Origin of the sequence: Pedobacter sp. 22163, from assembly GCF_052045595.1 — a bacterium.
GTDB lineage: Bacteria > Bacteroidota > Bacteroidia > Sphingobacteriales > Sphingobacteriaceae > Pedobacter.
The window spans coordinates 1-15,772 of the sequence record NZ_JBQEPM010000020.1 but is presented as its reverse complement, the minus strand read 5'-3'; the positions used below and the strand labels follow the sequence as shown (position 1 = coordinate 15,772).

14 protein-coding genes are annotated in these 15,772 nt (G+C 37.2%); all 14 read left to right on the top strand.

Features of this window, described 5'->3' with window-relative positions; all coding sequences use genetic code 11:
* Nucleotides 1–120, top strand: a 120-nt coding sequence (tssD, locus tag ACTJKN_RS27230; protein WP_440825873.1) for a type VI secretion system tube protein TssD, incomplete at its 5' end; no start/stop codon positions are given.
* A 363-nt stretch (nt 121–483) separates the two neighbouring features.
* Nucleotides 484–2,346, top strand: a complete 1,863-nt coding sequence (locus ACTJKN_RS27225) for a type VI secretion system Vgr family protein (RefSeq protein ID WP_440828761.1) — start codon at nt 484–486, stop codon at nt 2,344–2,346.
* A gap of 29 nt (nt 2,347–2,375) precedes the next feature.
* Nucleotides 2,376–2,519, top strand: a complete 144-nt coding sequence (locus ACTJKN_RS27220) for a hypothetical protein (protein ID WP_440828760.1) — start codon at nt 2,376–2,378, stop codon at nt 2,517–2,519.
* Nucleotides 2,520–2,521: 2 nt separating this feature from the next.
* The gene (locus ACTJKN_RS27215; protein WP_440828759.1) at nt 2,522–3,781 is read left to right on the top strand and encodes a hypothetical protein; all 1,260 of its coding nucleotides are present in this window, start codon (nt 2,522–2,524) and stop codon (nt 3,779–3,781) included.
* Nucleotides 3,754–4,488, top strand: a complete 735-nt coding sequence (locus ACTJKN_RS27210; RefSeq protein WP_440828758.1) for a hypothetical protein — start codon at nt 3,754–3,756, stop codon at nt 4,486–4,488. The genes ACTJKN_RS27215 and ACTJKN_RS27210 overlap by 28 nt, the downstream gene beginning before the upstream one ends.
* 44 nt (nt 4,489–4,532) lie before the next feature.
* Nucleotides 4,533–5,489 (top strand): hypothetical protein, encoded by a 957-nt coding sequence (locus ACTJKN_RS27205; protein WP_440828757.1) that lies wholly within the window; start codon nt 4,533–4,535, stop codon nt 5,487–5,489.
* Nucleotides 5,490–5,493: 4 nt separating this feature from the next.
* Nucleotides 5,494–5,973 carry a DUF4280 domain-containing protein gene (locus tag ACTJKN_RS27200; RefSeq protein ID WP_440828756.1) on the top strand — a complete coding sequence of 160 codons (480 nt, stop codon included), beginning with the start codon at nt 5,494–5,496 and terminating at the stop codon, nt 5,971–5,973.
* A 3-nt stretch (nt 5,974–5,976) separates the two neighbouring features.
* Nucleotides 5,977–8,574 carry an OmpA family protein gene (locus tag ACTJKN_RS27195; RefSeq protein ID WP_440828755.1) on the top strand — a complete coding sequence of 866 codons (2,598 nt, stop codon included), beginning with the start codon at nt 5,977–5,979 and terminating at the stop codon, nt 8,572–8,574.
* Nucleotides 8,575–8,578: 4 nt separating this feature from the next.
* Nucleotides 8,579–9,259: a hypothetical protein gene (locus tag ACTJKN_RS27190; RefSeq protein ID WP_440828754.1), complete on the top strand. Its 681-nt coding sequence runs from the start codon at nt 8,579–8,581 to the stop codon at nt 9,257–9,259.
* A gap of 10 nt (nt 9,260–9,269) precedes the next feature.
* Nucleotides 9,270–10,052 (top strand): hypothetical protein, encoded by a 783-nt coding sequence (locus tag ACTJKN_RS27185; protein WP_440828753.1) that lies wholly within the window; start codon nt 9,270–9,272, stop codon nt 10,050–10,052.
* A gap of 301 nt (nt 10,053–10,353) precedes the next feature.
* Entirely contained in the window at nt 10,354–11,328 is a 975-nt protein-coding gene (locus tag ACTJKN_RS27180) for a hypothetical protein (protein ID WP_440828752.1), read from the top strand.
* 3 nt (nt 11,329–11,331) lie between these two features.
* Nucleotides 11,332–12,267, top strand: coding sequence for a hypothetical protein (locus ACTJKN_RS27175; RefSeq protein WP_440828751.1), 936 nt, complete (start codon nt 11,332–11,334; stop codon nt 12,265–12,267).
* 255 nt (nt 12,268–12,522) lie between these two features.
* Nucleotides 12,523–13,974 carry a phospholipase effector Tle1 domain-containing protein gene (locus tag ACTJKN_RS27170; protein WP_440828750.1) on the top strand — a complete coding sequence of 484 codons (1,452 nt, stop codon included), beginning with the start codon at nt 12,523–12,525 and terminating at the stop codon, nt 13,972–13,974.
* A 316-nt stretch (nt 13,975–14,290) separates the two neighbouring features.
* Entirely contained in the window at nt 14,291–15,313 is a 1,023-nt protein-coding gene (locus ACTJKN_RS27165) for a DUF2931 family protein (RefSeq protein WP_440828749.1), read from the top strand.
* Nucleotides 15,314–15,772: the final 459 nt, after the last annotated feature.

Here is a 15,772-nt window from a genome sequence, read left to right as displayed (position 1 = left end):
CAGTATAACGAGGGTATTGCGGTAAACGACAATACACCAATGACTTTAAGTTTTGTGGTATCGGCCCGTAAGCTAAAGCTGGGCAATGCAGAACACGAAAATGATTGGCCTAAAGCTTAGTCATCAATAAACATATAGTAATTAAAAGCGCCCCGATTTTTTCGGAGTGCTTTTAATCCGTTGCTATTTTCATCACCCTACATCTACCTATCATCTCAATCATCCCAAAAATTAATATTGCTTTTTGATGCATATATTAATTTACAAAGCCATCTCAAAAATTAATGCTCAATTATGTCTAACCATTCCAAACATGTTGCAGTAAAAAACGATTACTATTCAGGTAAAATGTTTGGTTCGGCATCAACACACAATATTCATCTGAACACACGGTTTGCAGAAAATGGATCCATTTTTAATATAAGAGCAAGTGCATACCCAGCATTTGGCTTAGGGTAATTGTTGTGATCAAGATAAATTAATATGGAAAAGAAACTCATTGCAGAAATCAATATAGAAGGAAAAGAAATTACGCATTTTGCTTCCTTCGTCCTTCAACAGGCTTTTAACGAACATCACTATTTTGAACTGCGCTTTAATCACGACCAGATGGGTGCGCCAGGACTGATCAGTTTAGATGATAGCCGAGATTTTGTGGGTAAAACTTTAACTGCTTCTTTTGGCCATTCGGCAGAAGGGATGCAGAATTTTGTAGGCTTGGTTTCTAAAGTTGAACTATCACAAAGTCATGGTTATCATGGCGTTTTAATTGTAAGTGGGTATAGTCCAACTATTTTAATCGACCGCGGACCAGATTTGGGTTCATATTTAGATAAAGACCTGAACGAGATCGTGAAATTGGCAACTAAAGATACGCCTGCCAATGATTTAAAAGTGGTGGCCAATGCCGCAAGAAATACATCAATCGATTATATTATTCAATACCGTGAAAGCGATTTTGCTTTTTTGAACCGCCTTTCGGCCGAATACCACGAATGGCTTTTTTACGATGGCAAACAGCTTAATTTTGGAAAACCCAATGTACAAAAAGATATATCCCTGTTTTATGGCAGAGATGTTCAGGAAATGCAGTATGCAATGGAAATTGCACCGATAAAAAATAAACGGTTCTCCTATAATCCGAAGCAGAACGAAATGCTGCTGAGCGAGAGTACAGGTAAAGTAGATGGTACGCCCGACCTATCCCATGCTGTAAAAGCTTCGAACCTTACTTTTAGTAAAACCTTCAACCAGCCTTCATTAATCAGGGTAGATAATAACAACGACATTAAAAACCTGGTAGAAAATGAAGAGAAAGCCAATACAAGTGAACTTTTAAAAGTAAGCGCCAGGGGCGATAACGCAGGTTTAAGCATAGGTAGTATTGCCGAAATTACAATGAGCATCCGTAAAGAGCTTGCTTTTACCTCCGAAAGCCTGGGTAAATTTTTAATTACCAGTATTACACATCATATCGATGAAAATGGCAAATACCACAATACTTTCGAAGGAAAAGTATCCACAACCGAACGTTTACTGGTAAAGAACTTCGAAAAACCACAACCAGATATGCAACTGGCAGATGTGATTGATAATAACGATCCACAAGGCCAGGGCCGTATAAAAGTGAAGTTTAAATGGGAATGCTTAACCAACGACGTTACGGAATGGTTGCGTGTAGTTACGCCAAGTGCCGGTGTTGGCGATAGGGGCAATAACCGTGGATATTTCGCGATCCCAGAAATAGATGATCAGGTGATGATTGCCTTTGAAGAAGGAAATATTGCACGGCCTGTAGTAATGGGAAGTGTTTACCACAGCTCGAGCGTAGATAGTAGCCCGCTTATTCAAAACCACCTTAAAAGTATCATTACCAGAAGCGGGCATTTAATAGAATTTGATGATAATCAGGATACACAGGGCATTAAAATTACCGATATCCACAGCAATATTATCCATATCGATACCAAAGGAAATAATATCACCATTACTGCTTTGGAAAACATGACTTTAAACTGTAAGAATATGCAGATTAATGTGGAGGAAAATATGGACGTGAAAGTGGGTAAAGATCAAGCTTCTTCTATTGGTAATAACCAAACCACTTCAGTAAATAAGGATATAAATACAACAGCAGGAAACAATTATTCACTGAGCGCAACTGGAGATATTCAGGAAAGTTCAGATATACGGTCAGAGTTTGTAACTAAGGATTTTGTAAGGCAGTCAGAAACATCGAATGAACTTGCAAGTGAGATTTCGATGTTTAGCCAAAAAGAAAATATGAGCCTGCAAAGTGGTAAAACTGTAGAAATTAACAGTGCAGAGAAATCAAAATTATTCTAGTTATGGCAATTACAAAACAATCAAACAATATGAAAATCAAGGTTCGCTCTGATTATAATATGGTTGTGGGGCAAAAATCTGTAAAATTGGCCGATAAGCTAAATGTTGAGGCGATGTACAATAATTTGGTTTTGGCAAGTAACAAACAGGTTGTTGGCGAAGGAAATAAATAGCTATGGCAAATGTTCAATTTAAAAGTTATGCGCCAACATTACTGGAAATCGAACCTAAGTGTTTGGTGCATTTTCGTCCACATGGCAATTACAATGGCGAGTTTGGCTTCGATTGGGTAAGGCTTGGTGATTCGGGGAGCAAAGGCGATGTGTGGTATAAAAACATTACCGGTTATTATGATACCCCAAAATTGGCGAATGGCGACTACGATTATTGCAACCCTAAATTTGTGCAAAGTACAAAGGAGTATGATAATATGGTTTTCGGAGAGTACAGGCGTTTTTCTGTTCCTTGGAAAACAATTAATAAAGATGCCCCATACATTTATCCTATTCCCTATATGACATTGCTTCCCGAATATTCGGCCAAGCTAAAATTGATAGTTGAAGTGGAGGAGGAACCCGAAAAATTCGAATTTAAGTATAACGAAGAATATTTTGAAGTTACGGTAGATAAGGGCTTTCCCGTAACAAAGGGGATTTCTAAAATAGACAGTGCAATAACCATAAAATGTAAAGCTTATTTCGAAAGGGATGAATTTATTGAGGTTTATGCTTTAAAGGGGAGCGAACAATATCTGGCAGGCCAGCTTATCGTAAAACGCAACCATACCAAATTCCATCACTTTGTTAAAATCTGTTTTGTAAACGTAATTATGGGCAAAAACAAATCAAATATGAACCTGGCGAATGAAAAAGCAGCTTTAAGGAAATATTTGAGACAGGCCTACATCAAAGCGGAGATTAAGAGTGAAACCATTGTACTCTCGGGCGAAAAGGAAATCCGTGCTGCGCTTGATAACTATAGCAGCGATCCTAAAGAATCTGTATTTTACATTTTGGAGAAAAGCCTTTACGAGCAAAGGCAAAAAAACTATCTCGCATCCAAATACAATACCTACCGGAAGGTGTATCTTACCCCAATGATTATTGAAAGTAATTCATGTGGACGTAAGGGCTACCTATTGGGCCGTTCGCAAGATATTCCAAGCAAAAAGGGATCGGAAAGACCAAGCGTGATCATTGCTGATATAGTTAAAACAAATAAAAAACTGAAAACTTCACCGAGCACTGATGAGGCAACTGTTGCTCATGAAATTTTTCATAGCATGGGGCTTCAGCACACTTTTGTTAATGGCAGCAAATATGTTTTCAAAGAATACGAAACAGACAACATTATGGATTATTACGGCAAAAAAACGGCAATCAAATCCAAGCAATTATACAAATGGCAATGGGAACAATTATGGGCACTGCTATAAAGTTTGTTAGCGTAAATGCGCTGCTTTGCCTCTTGGTTTTGTTGTTTTCGTGCCAGCAAACCAAGCCAGAAAAGGTAATAGCAAAAAACACAGCATCAGATAAAATAATTAAAACAGCACAACGGGATAAAGCGGCACAAATGAGAAAGTTTGATATTGATAATTTCGAAAAGCAGATGATCGCAGATCCTCTTTATGATGGAAAGACACTTGAAGATGGATCTTATGTGCAGGAATATTATATTCCTAAACCCAATGCAGATACAGCGCCTTTCAACCGAAATTCCGCTCAGCTTTTTGTAGAAAAGATTCGCCATAAAGATGGATTTGAAGAACTGGTTACCTATTACAGTAATGGAAATATTAAAGAATACAACAAATTTTTTTCGATTGAACTCGAAGTGGGTATCTGGAAGTATTATGATGAGCAGGGCAACGTGACCAAAACCATTAATAAAGATTCAGATTACAAATTTACGCTGAACGATGTAATTGCATATGGTAAAAAAAATGAGGTCGATTTTCACCAAGATGGTGATTTACAGCGGGGTTTTAGCAACCGGTTTAAAAAGAATGTATGGACCATAAGCTGGATTGAAGATGTGCCATCAAAAGATAGCATTGAGCATTTTTGCATACTTGATGGCGATAGTGGTGCGGTATTGGAACGCCAAAAACGGGATGCACCAATACGCAAAGCGGGTTAGGTGGTTAATAGAAATTAGCTGATTTTGATTACAGAGGCAAACCAATGGATATTTCAAATAAAACAGTACACTATTCAGGTATAAACGCCCTTCGTTTAGAATGGCCTGCAGAACTATCTGTAAAATATGGTGTTTTAATCACTTTTAATGAAGGAGAAGAAAAAAGCAATGAGGTTAAATACGAGGTACAGATTACCAGATTGAAACCCAGTGCTGAAGGGCAGCCTTTATTCCAGATTGAGCGAACCAGTGATGTCTTTATTAATGAAATCCTCCCAGATCTAATAGCCGACCGTTTAGCTTATGCCGTTGGAAAAGTATTCTATCCTTTGGTAATTACTGTTGATCAAAATGGTGGTTTTCAAAGGATTTATAATCACCAGGAGATATTACAAAGATGGCAGTCTGTTAAAAAGAAGGTGCTGGATAATTTTGAAGGCAGCCTTGTAGAAGGCTATATAGAGCGGATGGAAAAACAGTTAGTCAACCCTGATAGTATAAACCTGGCATTTTTAAATAATGATTGGTTTATTCACACTTTTTTTAAACCCCTTTATAAAGAATACGGACAGAACCGCAATTCTGAATCGATATATAAATTTCCGATAGCCAGAGGCTTTAATGTAGAAGGCTATCTAACGCAAGAGAAATTAGGTGCGCAATCCAATAGCTTTGGGGCAATAGAATTGATTCATAATGGTACTATTAAGCCTTTGGAAGATGAATTATATATCACAAACACGGCTACTGGTAATTACGAAGGATATTACCTTTTACACCCGAAGTTTAAGCGGATCATATCTGTAGTTTCTGATTTCAGTTACGGAGCACAGGAAAAAGCGAAAGTAAAGGTGAAAATTGCATTGATTCCCGAAAATGATCAGGAGTTTGATCACGATTTCGAACTAGATACCAATGTTAAAGGTTTGCCGGTAACAGAAATGGTGGTACTTGATGGCCCATCAAAAAAAGGATTTTGGGATCGTTTACTAAATAATTAAGGCAATGGCAGAGAAACATATTGTAGTTCAGGGGGCACAGTGTATGTGCAAATTTGGATCGGCGCCCGATAAACTCAAAGTGCTTACGCATACGAAAGAATATGCGAACGACAAAGATGGCAGTCAGAAATTGATAGCAACAACTATAGATATAGGCACAACCTTCGAGAAAAACATGTTTGGCTCATGTTCAAAAATGTACAATAAACCCTGTAATGCGGTAGTAACCAAATGGTCGGGTTTTTATGAAGATACCATCCTTACAAATGGAGGTAAAATTTTGCTTGAAGATAGCAAAGCTACCTGCCCAATAGGAGGCACCGATTGCATCGAGATCATTCAACATGGTCAAAAAGCAGAGGCCTCGAAACAAAACTTTGATAACGCAAATAAAGACGTACAATCGCAGCTCAACCCCATGTCAGAATCTTTAGATGAATCTGCGAATAATTTTAACGGTGTAGAAGCGAGTGTTAAAGCATAACGTATGGCAAAGGGAATAAAGAAAATTATTTGGACCGGCGAAGGTAAAGTATATAATGCCAATAAAGGATCTATACCCGGTCAGTTAGTGGTAATAGCTCCCGATCAATATGTTTGGTTCAAAATAGGAGAATGGCAGCCTGGCACTACCGAACAAGATAGAAAGAAAGATGTAAAATGGGCTGTTTTTAACGAGAAAAGCGTCATAGATCTTCAGAAAACAATACCCAGCAATTTTAGCTATGGTTACCGTATCCCTAAAAAATTATGTGGACCCTACCTGTGGTACATTGAAGCAACATGGAGTGGAAATTTTGATAGTAAATCAGGCTTAAAGATCAGGGGCGAATCGCCTGCAAAAATAGTAGACAGCAGGTGGACTCAAAATGAAGGCGGAGCAGATGTACGTAAAACTTACCAGTTTTCATATGGAGAACTCATCTGGCTCAGGCTATTTACGGAAGGTTTAAATGGCTATGATAATGTAGAGGTAAGGGTGTTCAGAAAATTGAGATCCGCTATGGGCTTATGGCCAAAAGATGATGAGGTAACCCGTAAAATTTATAGGGTAAGTGTAACTAATGGCGAGATTAACCTAAAAATTCCCAATACATATTCCTGGTATCAATCTATGAATGATAGGGCAGATGTGGAGGAATTTTATGTGCGTGTGGTGCATCCCGTAACGGGTAAATACATTGAAGATACGGGTGGTAAAGGTGATACTGCCCATGCCCGTTTTTTAAGGATAAAAGATAAACTTAAATCGCAGGTAGTAGAAATACCCGAAAACAGAACACCCGTTACCATTTACCAGCCCGATAAAAATGAGGCAAGGTTTGAGTTGTGCAAGTTTGAACAAATTAATGTAACCGAAGAAGGAGGTAAACCCGAACTTGTTTTCGATAATGGAAGTGGAGTTAAAAATGTTATCGATAAACGGGAAAAAACGTTAGAGTCTATTATTTTTAAATTTGATAGTACGGAACTTTTACCCGAAAGTCTTAAGCAGCTTAATAATATATTACGGTTCTTGCTCGAACATCGATACAGCACCATTCAACTTGATGGTTTTGCTTGTGTAATCGGTAAACAGAACCATAACAATGTATTATCAGAAAACAGGGCAAAAACAGTAAGAGAGTTTTTTATCAAAGGAAAATTAGATCCTAATCGGATTAAAACAGCCGGGCATGGAGAGGTAAACCCTACGGACGATAAAAAAGGGCGCGATAATATAAAATATAAAAATGAGGCAGATTATCAGAATAACCGGAGGGTAGATATTGCTTTTGAATATTACGGGCATAATGCACAAACCATTATTTATGAAACTATAGCTGGCAATAAACCCAAAAACATTACCGTAGAACCCGTAAAATTCGACACTAAAGCTTGTTTCGACCGCAAAAAGCATAATAAAACCATCAAATTGATCAACATTGATGTAAAAGCTGAGAATGAGGGCAAAATTACAGTTCCGGCAGTATCAACAATGAGTAAATTTAATGTTATTCCGTTAAATTACATTTGGCCCAGGCGTAATGGTTTAATGAATAACTACGAGGTTCATATTCATAGCTGTAGATACTTTTCAGTTCCAAATAATCCTACCCTTGCCATCCATGTTTATTCCGATATCAAATGGACGGTAGAATTTAAATGGTCGCACACACAGCCTTTCGCGTATTCTTATGGCAACAAATTATACGGTTATGAACTAAAAAATGCCCAAAATAAAGCTATTGGTGCAGTAATAGATGCAGAATGGTCTAAAAAGTACGGTGAAATGGCACAAAAGTTTGAGCTTTCATTAACCGGAGAGTGGACCGCGGCAAATGGCAGTAAACAAAAAGTAGAGTTTGGTAAGGAATGGGAAGAACGTATTGCTAAAACCCTGCGTATTTTTAATAAAATCAAACAGCTGGCTGATGATGTGGTTCAATCGCCAGTGGCAAAAGGGAAATGGAGCTTTGAGGTAAAACCACCTGTTATTGCTTTATCGGCACAATGGTACCTCCAAAAAACAAATGGTAGGGTTGGCGAAATTGTAGAGATCGGTGCTGATGCCAAACCGCTTGTTGAAGCCAATACTTTTATCGATCTGTTCAAGATGTTTGTGGAGTATGGTGGAAATGCCATTTGTCCCGGTGCCGGAACAGTAATTAACTGGGTACTCGAAAAACTTGAAAAAAATGTCCAGATTACATTTTTAGTAACTTTTGGTGGAGCAATAAATGTTAGTGGCCAAACCAAAATAAATGTTCTCTTTCCCAAAGAAACCACTGGCAATGTTAAAATTACAGGTGAAATAAAAGTTTCTGTAGAGTTTAAGGCATTGGCTAAAGCCGGCACGGCGAATATGGGTGTTGAAGGCGTGTTAACAGCTGATGTTAAAACAAGCGTAACCGGCGGCATTGAGGTGGGTGCCGATAAAACCGGGATCTATGCCAGTCCAATCGCGTCATTTGCCGGTATTAAAGCTAAATTTGTTGCGGCTACAACAGTAAAATTCGGTTTTATTAAAAGAACATTCAGCTACGAAGGCGAGTCTGTTATCGTAAAACCGGATGAGATAAAATTTGAAAAACATTATATTTAATACTATGAAACTAAAATTATTGTCATTCACTTTATTACTAGTGATTTTAACATCTGCCTGTAAAAAAGAGGTTATAGATATTGCGCAGTTAACTTTCAATAAACCCTTGGATATTGATTTAAACAGTTATGCTTCTCGGGTGGAAAACCAGAATGGACATATCGAAGTTTCAAATGGTGGTTTTAAAACAGTTGATAAGGGCGAAAAAGTTGTTAAATATTCTTTCGATGAAAAGGAAAGCGCCAATCTTAAATTCGACGGTGCAGCAATTAGCCCTTCATTTGGGGCAGTTATTACCACCTATAACAACCTGTTATCGTTTGCAACATTTACCGTTAATGCAGAGCAGACTGCTGGCAGTATACAATATCTCAAGAAAAAATTCGGGAAACCTGATAGTGCTTCGGTAAACAACATCATAGCCGAAGCGTTGAGTGCCAAAACCAAGGAAATGCTTAAAGAAAGTTTTCCCGAATATTACAAAGAGTATAAAAATGATTTCAATAGTATGGTTGTTGATTATCCACAGGTAACTTCATGGGTGAAAAATGATATCCTGTATCGGTTAACGCTAGATCCGGTAAATAACAGTTTAAACTTTAAACTCGATATTATTACTAAAAAAGCATTTGAAGACGCCGTAATTATGGGCTATCATAAAAATATTGACAATCCTTTTAAATAACCGAGTAGGCATGATAAAAGAACCCTATTATTTAGTTGACTTCAATGTCTCTCTTGCAAATTTCGATATATTGATCAATGATGTGCTGGCCTTCTCATATGATAGCGGGGGGAGCATTTACTCAAATTACCCTATAAATCATTTTATACTGAACAGCGGGGCGCAGCAGGTTAAAGTGAGGTTTAAGCCTTTGGTAGGTTCGCAAACGATACATCAGGATGCCGAAGCTATTATTAAAATACAATTCCTCGATGCTTCAACAATGGATCAGGAACAACTTAAAACCGTATACGAATATAAAATGCAGCGGGCTAAAGATGATAAATTGCCTCTTTTAGAGTCTATCGGAGAATTTAAGGCAGTGGTACCTTATCAATTAACAGGCTGGACCAATGCTGGTACTATCGATGTTGAAAATGAGGCTGCCATCGAGAAGGTACACAACTATTACCGTCGGATTTATACGCTTTTTAAAGATAAGGATGTGAATGCGCTTGCATCGCTCTTAAAAAAAAGATATGAAGAAACAGATACATCTATGTACCTGGAAGAAGATAATATTGCCGAACTGAACAGCATTTTCAAAATGCTCGATGCTGAAGGTTATGTCATGCAGGGTTTTCCGGAAGTGCCAAGGGTAGAGTTTTACGCAAAAAACAGGGTGGTAAATTTAATCAGAGAGGATAAATCTCCGATTATTTCTTATTTAAAAACGGAAGAGAACGAAGAATTTGGCTTTCCATTTTACATACACCTGCCAAAAGGCAATAATGGGTTCGAAATTATCCGCTAGATGTAACATTGCCAGAAATAAAAATTATGAGCGGAATACTATATTATTAGTGGTGGTATTTGTCAAGCAGAAATAGTCCATATGATATATTGATTCTAATTATTCTTTTTAAAGGAACATATTAATTGTCGAATCTGATGGTGAAAAATCTGAAAATACAATAATAGGTAAGGTTAATTTGTTATCAACTAGGTATTTGCAACTTAAAAGTTAACGCACCCAAAAATGGATAAATGTTGAAGCAGATAGCCATCTGTTAATGGTAAAGAGGTGATTGTCTATACAGGTAAATTGAGTAGTTATGACAAATGTTAAGTTTGGAGATTATAATCCATCGCAAGAGCCTAAAGAAACGGTACAATATGTTTATTACACCCGTGAAGGTGAATACCTGGGTGGGGTAGCGGGCAGTGCTAAAATTTTTATTACTACTAAGGAAAAGTATGATCAGGCAGTGGCTGCAAAAAAATGGGATTCTCTGAATGATGAAGCTAACTTGGTTAAATACGATAGTAAAGCGTTAGGCCATGCAGATTTTAGGTACATTGCTTACATTATAAGTCACGAATCAGGTAATGCTGATATAAAAGAGCTCAGATGCGTGGCCTTTACCAGTCGTAACAGGGCTGTTTCTACGAAAAAAACCTGGCGTTCTTTGTTAGCCTCTGGTTATTCCTCTGTACCAAACAAGAAAGAACTTCCTGATAATAATGATGACAAATCAAAATTGGCGAGATACGCAGTATTGGATGTTTGCTTTGGAGTGAAAGACATTACCGATGGCGCAGAGTTTTGGGATGGAACCGATTTTCTAGCATGGGGCAATTCTGAAACAAATCCCTACAATAAACTGGGACAGAACAAATTTGATGAATATAAGTTCGTTGAAATTCCAAAAGCGATTTATGATGATTTTGTAGCTGCGAACGGTACGTCGGCAAGGTACAAAGATAAAGGTAACCATGATGAAAATGCAGATCAGGGCACGCACGAACACCTTAAAAAGAAAGTTAAAAAGCCAGTGCTTGGACCAGATGGGAAACAGTTAAAAGGTACTGATGGTAAACTGCAGTTTAAGGAAGTTGAAGTGCCTGACAGAATTAAATATGCCATTCCATCAGCCGACTTTGAAGATCAGCAATACTGGGTAAGCGGCAATTTTTATTATGATACCAACGTGAAAACCACAAATGGTATTTCTGCTACTATCACTGCAGGCAAAAGTATTTTCTGGAAAATAACTCCGAACCGTTTAACAGCAGCAACAACAAAATAAAATATGACCAAACTGATATCTGCCTGTATTCTTAATTTGTTGGTTGTTTTTAGTGTAATAGCACAACAGCCGCCTCCCAAACCAGCAAAAGTTTGTTTTGGGATTTTACTGACCCGATTTACAGAAGTCAAATCTGAGGAGGGGAAAGAAAAGGATACGAGTAAAATCTTATATCTGCAGAATAGTTTAAAAGATAGCCTGTTCGTATATAAAATAGCAGATGGCATACTCTCCGAAGCTACCGCCTATAATTTGTCGGGGGATAGTAAAGGCCTTTACCTGCGTGCTAAATCCATATTAAATGGTGGGGGTAGTATTGAACCATTAAAGATTACCTTTTCAGATGCAAAACGTACCGTACTGGTTAATCAAGATGAGTATAAATTATTCCCCGAATTTTATGCTAAGATTAAGCAGCAGGTAGGCATAAAGCATTCTATCATTAGTCTTTTCAATCTTTTGGAAGATTACTTAGAAGATTATTCTATCAATGATATTTATCAGGTCTTATTGTCCGATAGTCGGGAAAGATGGGGGAAAGGTATTCAGCAATCTAAAATTACCACACAGAGAAGCCAATCTGACTTGAAGGATACCTGGAATTATAGGTATCAGTACAACCGTTCTGGTAAACTGGAATTAGTTAAGGGCACATCGGCAGAAGAAACACATTTTAGTAAAAAAATGAGTTATCTTAATCCAGGTCTCATTGAAATGAACATTTACCGCAATACCGAAGACCGGCAGATTATATCCCGTAAAGTAACCTATAATCCTTTAAAACTTAATCTGCTCAAATTAACAGAACATATAGAAATAACGGGAAAAGATACAGAGGTGATAACTACTACAACCATCAGCAGAAAAATTATTGGAAAACCAATGTCCTTGCAGATGTCGCAGGAAGAAGTAATCAAACTAGTGGATTTAAATAGATAGAACTGTGAAAGTTTGCGGAGAGGCTTAGGAGGATCTTAACTCGTTATTTACTCTTTTGGCTTTTCTGCCAGAGATTCCTTGTTTTATTTAATTAAATTGAGGAAGATTGAGCAAAGAATCAATGTGAGCTTATTCCAAAACGGCTATCACCTATCGGTAAAATAATGTGGAATTTGGATGAAGAGTAAATCTTCCTTCATCCCTTTAAAAACGTTATGCAGCATTTTTTGTACAGTTAATTATTATATCAAAATTATGGCAGAAAACATTAAATTAGGTACATATACGCCTCCTCCGTTGCCAAAAGGTACAGTCACCATCAGAATCGGTGTTTTCTTTGATGGTACACAAAACAACAGGAAAAATACCAATGCCAGGCGGGGCAATTTCGCAACAGATGCCGAGAAAAAGGAGGGAGCTGCAGCCTATAAAAAAATGTCCAATAAAAGTGACGATAGTTACATGAACGATCTTTCTAATGTAGCCCGTAAAGAACTTTGGTATGCAAAAGATAAATATGTAGAAAGTGTATATATAGAAGGTATTGGCACAGCTGATTTCGGAGCAGATTCCGATGATTTAACAGATCACCTTGGCGTTGCCTTTGGCTCAGGCAAATTGGGCATCTTAGAAAAAGTTAAAAAAGGCTGTCAGTTAGTAGCCGATAAGGTAAAAACATTAAGGGGTAAAGATAAAGTAAACACACTAACAATAGATGTATTTGGTTTTAGCCGTGGCGCTGCGGCCGCAAGAAATTTTATTTATGAATTGAGTAAAACAGACAGTCAAAGTATATGGGGTGCCCAACTGGAAAAATCGAAATTGGAGTATAACCGCTTAGAAGTACGGTTTGTAGGTTTGTACGACACAGTTTCTTCTTATGATCCAAGCGCAACCAACAAGAGTACGCATGGGGATTTTAATAACGATGTGGGCGAACTTCATTTAAACACGCTTAGGGCTAAGAAAATAATCCACTTTTGTGCTAACGACGAACACCGTAAAAACTTTATGCTAACGCCCACAGCAAGGGCAGGCGGACAGGATTTTTATCTGCCAGGCGTGCATTCTGATGTTGGTGGTTGCTACACCGATAACATGAACGAATCTAAACAGATAATGGATTTCGATAACACCGTGGGAGACGGGTATAGTGACGATGAATACAACGAAATATTAAACAATGATTTAAATAATCTTATTGCACAGGCCTGGTGTAAAGAAAGTGAAGTTGTACGCCCTAACTCCTGGCACGAAACCTACATGAACCGTAAGGGCATACGCAACACTTATAGTTTTGTTACGCTCAGTCTCATGTCTGAAAAACTAAATAAAGAATATGCTGCGACCGTTGATATAGCCAACTTAAATAAAAATTACGCTTTACCAAAACCCACAAAGGCTGATGAACTGGATCTGAATAAAGTAAAAGAACGCTTAACAGCCTATATAAATGGTAGCCAGCCCAAAATGGAATACTATACCAACAAACAAATAGAGGTATTTAGAAAGCAGGAAAAAGAAAACAAGATGTCGGCCGATACATTTAACCGTGTAGTAAACGATCATAACCTGTTGTTAAAATTAAGGAATAAATATATTCATTGGAATTCTCAATATGGAGATATACCACAGGCATACGTGCCAAACTTTAAAATTGCGGGTAAAACTATTGTTAGAAGCCGTTTAATTGAACCTAACTCATGAGAAAAATCATAAAACATATTATCATAAGGCTTTTAATCTTATTGGTCCCATATTTGGCCTTTTGCTTTGTATTTGCAGAAAATAATTATCAGCGGCAGGCTTATGATCTTGATTTAATTCCCTTGTACCTGTTTTTTGTGCTGATGTTTGCTCTTTTAGTTGAAACAGTTGTTCTGTTCTTTAAAAATAGGCCAAAATGTATTGCCAATGCATGTATTTTTATTTTTCTGCTTATGCTTTACTTCATTTTGCCCCATTACCAGATGGCGCAGATCTCTGATACTTTTTTCTGGTAGTTTAACCTGAAACAATAATTATGAAAAAAATACTTATCTGTTTCCTGTTACTTACTACAATATTAACTTCCTGTAAAAACAAACCTATGATCGTTAAATACGAATGGCTGCCAACTTCGAGTGCACCAGCGTTATATCCAACAAATATATATAAGGGTAATTTTTTGTTAGAGGATGGCAAAAGCGTTTATATACCAACTTCGGGAATTAATCATACAGGATGGGGTTATAGTGGGCCTTTGCACGCACAGGGTGATGATTTAAAAGCACTGCCTGTAAAATTAGATATTACCTGGGCTTCTTTTTTGGAAAACAAATTTTATACAGGCAGTTGGGATATGCCTATTGATAAAATAAAAAAACTTTTTGAAGCGGGAACTTTAGATTGGCGTGGTGATGGCACCGATCCTTCAAATTATTCTTTAATAACAGTTGGTTGTGCACCAGGTGGAGTGGTAGTGGTTTGGGTTTATGGCGATGACCAGCAAATAGAAGTCGCCCGTTTTCAGGCTACCGAAACCCACATAGCGATGAAAGATTTTGTTCCGGGAAATCCAACCATTACACAGCAGGAATATTTTGACATGTCTGCATCCGTTCCAAAAGCCTATGAAAACTTAAAAAAACATGGCATTCAATACGATATCTGGGATATTTATAGAAAAAAATATAACTGGCGTACCCGTATAGAAATCCCCAGGCATAAACTAGTTAACATTGGGATAGAAATGTTTAATGGTGAAGAAGAAACTTTATTTAACCAAACGGTAATCGATAATGTTTTTAAACCAAGAGCCGTACCAAGATTGATCGATTTTATTTTTGAGGATGAATCAAAAGTTCAAACTGTTTTTCAGATAAAATATTTCGATGAGGAAGAAATATTTAATTTATTCAAACAGGTAGATCCTGCAAAACCCCTTGAGATAGTTTTGCGAATGAATGAAGATTTAAGCAACCGCAGGGTAGTATTTAAGCAGGAAGAAAAAGAATTTACGGTCAAAAAAATAGATCTTGAAAACATGTGGAAGTACGAACAATAGTGAAACTTACAGATGATAAGTTGTTTTAGGCGTTTTTACAATTGAAATCGCTACAGGCTGTTTGCCGAGGAAAAAAAAAAATAAGGTTTAAAAGAAGAAAGCCGTTACCTCAATCTGTTTCATAAAGTAACACCCTGTCCCAAAATGCTACAGTATTTTAAGCTATTGTGTGTAGTAAAAATGAGACGTAGTGTGGTTTTAAAAAAAATACATTTTTTTTCTTGACAAAAATCTGCATTCTGCTAGCCGTAGGATAATATTTTCGAAAGAGACATGAGTGTTAGCCATTATATATGAGCTACATATACAATAATTGGCTTAATTATTGGTTTATATATGATGTAGCGGAGGCTACACTAAATCAAATTTTTTTAACCTTTAAATTTTAAAACTATGGCTTTCAAAGCTAGATTAAATTTTTCAGGCAAGGAGTACGATGTGCTTCATTGTGCCTATGCG

What these genes read in the sequence shown, in the direction of transcription:
- ACTJKN_RS27225 (WP_440828761.1), top strand. Translation starts at nt 484, where the DNA reads ATGGAAAAGAAACTCATTGCAGAAATCAATATAGAAGGAAAAGAAATT.
- ACTJKN_RS27220 (WP_440828760.1), top strand. Translation starts at nt 2,376, where the DNA reads ATGAAAATCAAGGTTCGCTCTGATTATAATATGGTTGTGGGGCAAAAA.
- ACTJKN_RS27215 (WP_440828759.1), top strand. Translation starts at nt 2,522, where the DNA reads ATGGCAAATGTTCAATTTAAAAGTTATGCGCCAACATTACTGGAAATC.
- ACTJKN_RS27210 (WP_440828758.1), top strand. Translation starts at nt 3,754, where the DNA reads ATGGGAACAATTATGGGCACTGCTATAAAGTTTGTTAGCGTAAATGCG.
- ACTJKN_RS27205 (WP_440828757.1), top strand. Translation starts at nt 4,533, where the DNA reads ATGGATATTTCAAATAAAACAGTACACTATTCAGGTATAAACGCCCTT.
- ACTJKN_RS27200 (WP_440828756.1), top strand. Translation starts at nt 5,494, where the DNA reads ATGGCAGAGAAACATATTGTAGTTCAGGGGGCACAGTGTATGTGCAAA.
- ACTJKN_RS27195 (WP_440828755.1), top strand. Translation starts at nt 5,977, where the DNA reads ATGGCAAAGGGAATAAAGAAAATTATTTGGACCGGCGAAGGTAAAGTA.
- ACTJKN_RS27190 (WP_440828754.1), top strand. Translation starts at nt 8,579, where the DNA reads ATGAAACTAAAATTATTGTCATTCACTTTATTACTAGTGATTTTAACA.
- ACTJKN_RS27185 (WP_440828753.1), top strand. Translation starts at nt 9,270, where the DNA reads ATGATAAAAGAACCCTATTATTTAGTTGACTTCAATGTCTCTCTTGCA.
- ACTJKN_RS27180 (WP_440828752.1), top strand. Translation starts at nt 10,354, where the DNA reads ATGACAAATGTTAAGTTTGGAGATTATAATCCATCGCAAGAGCCTAAA.
- ACTJKN_RS27175 (WP_440828751.1), top strand. Translation starts at nt 11,332, where the DNA reads ATGACCAAACTGATATCTGCCTGTATTCTTAATTTGTTGGTTGTTTTT.
- ACTJKN_RS27170 (WP_440828750.1), top strand. Translation starts at nt 12,523, where the DNA reads ATGGCAGAAAACATTAAATTAGGTACATATACGCCTCCTCCGTTGCCA.
- ACTJKN_RS27165 (WP_440828749.1), top strand. Translation starts at nt 14,291, where the DNA reads ATGAAAAAAATACTTATCTGTTTCCTGTTACTTACTACAATATTAACT.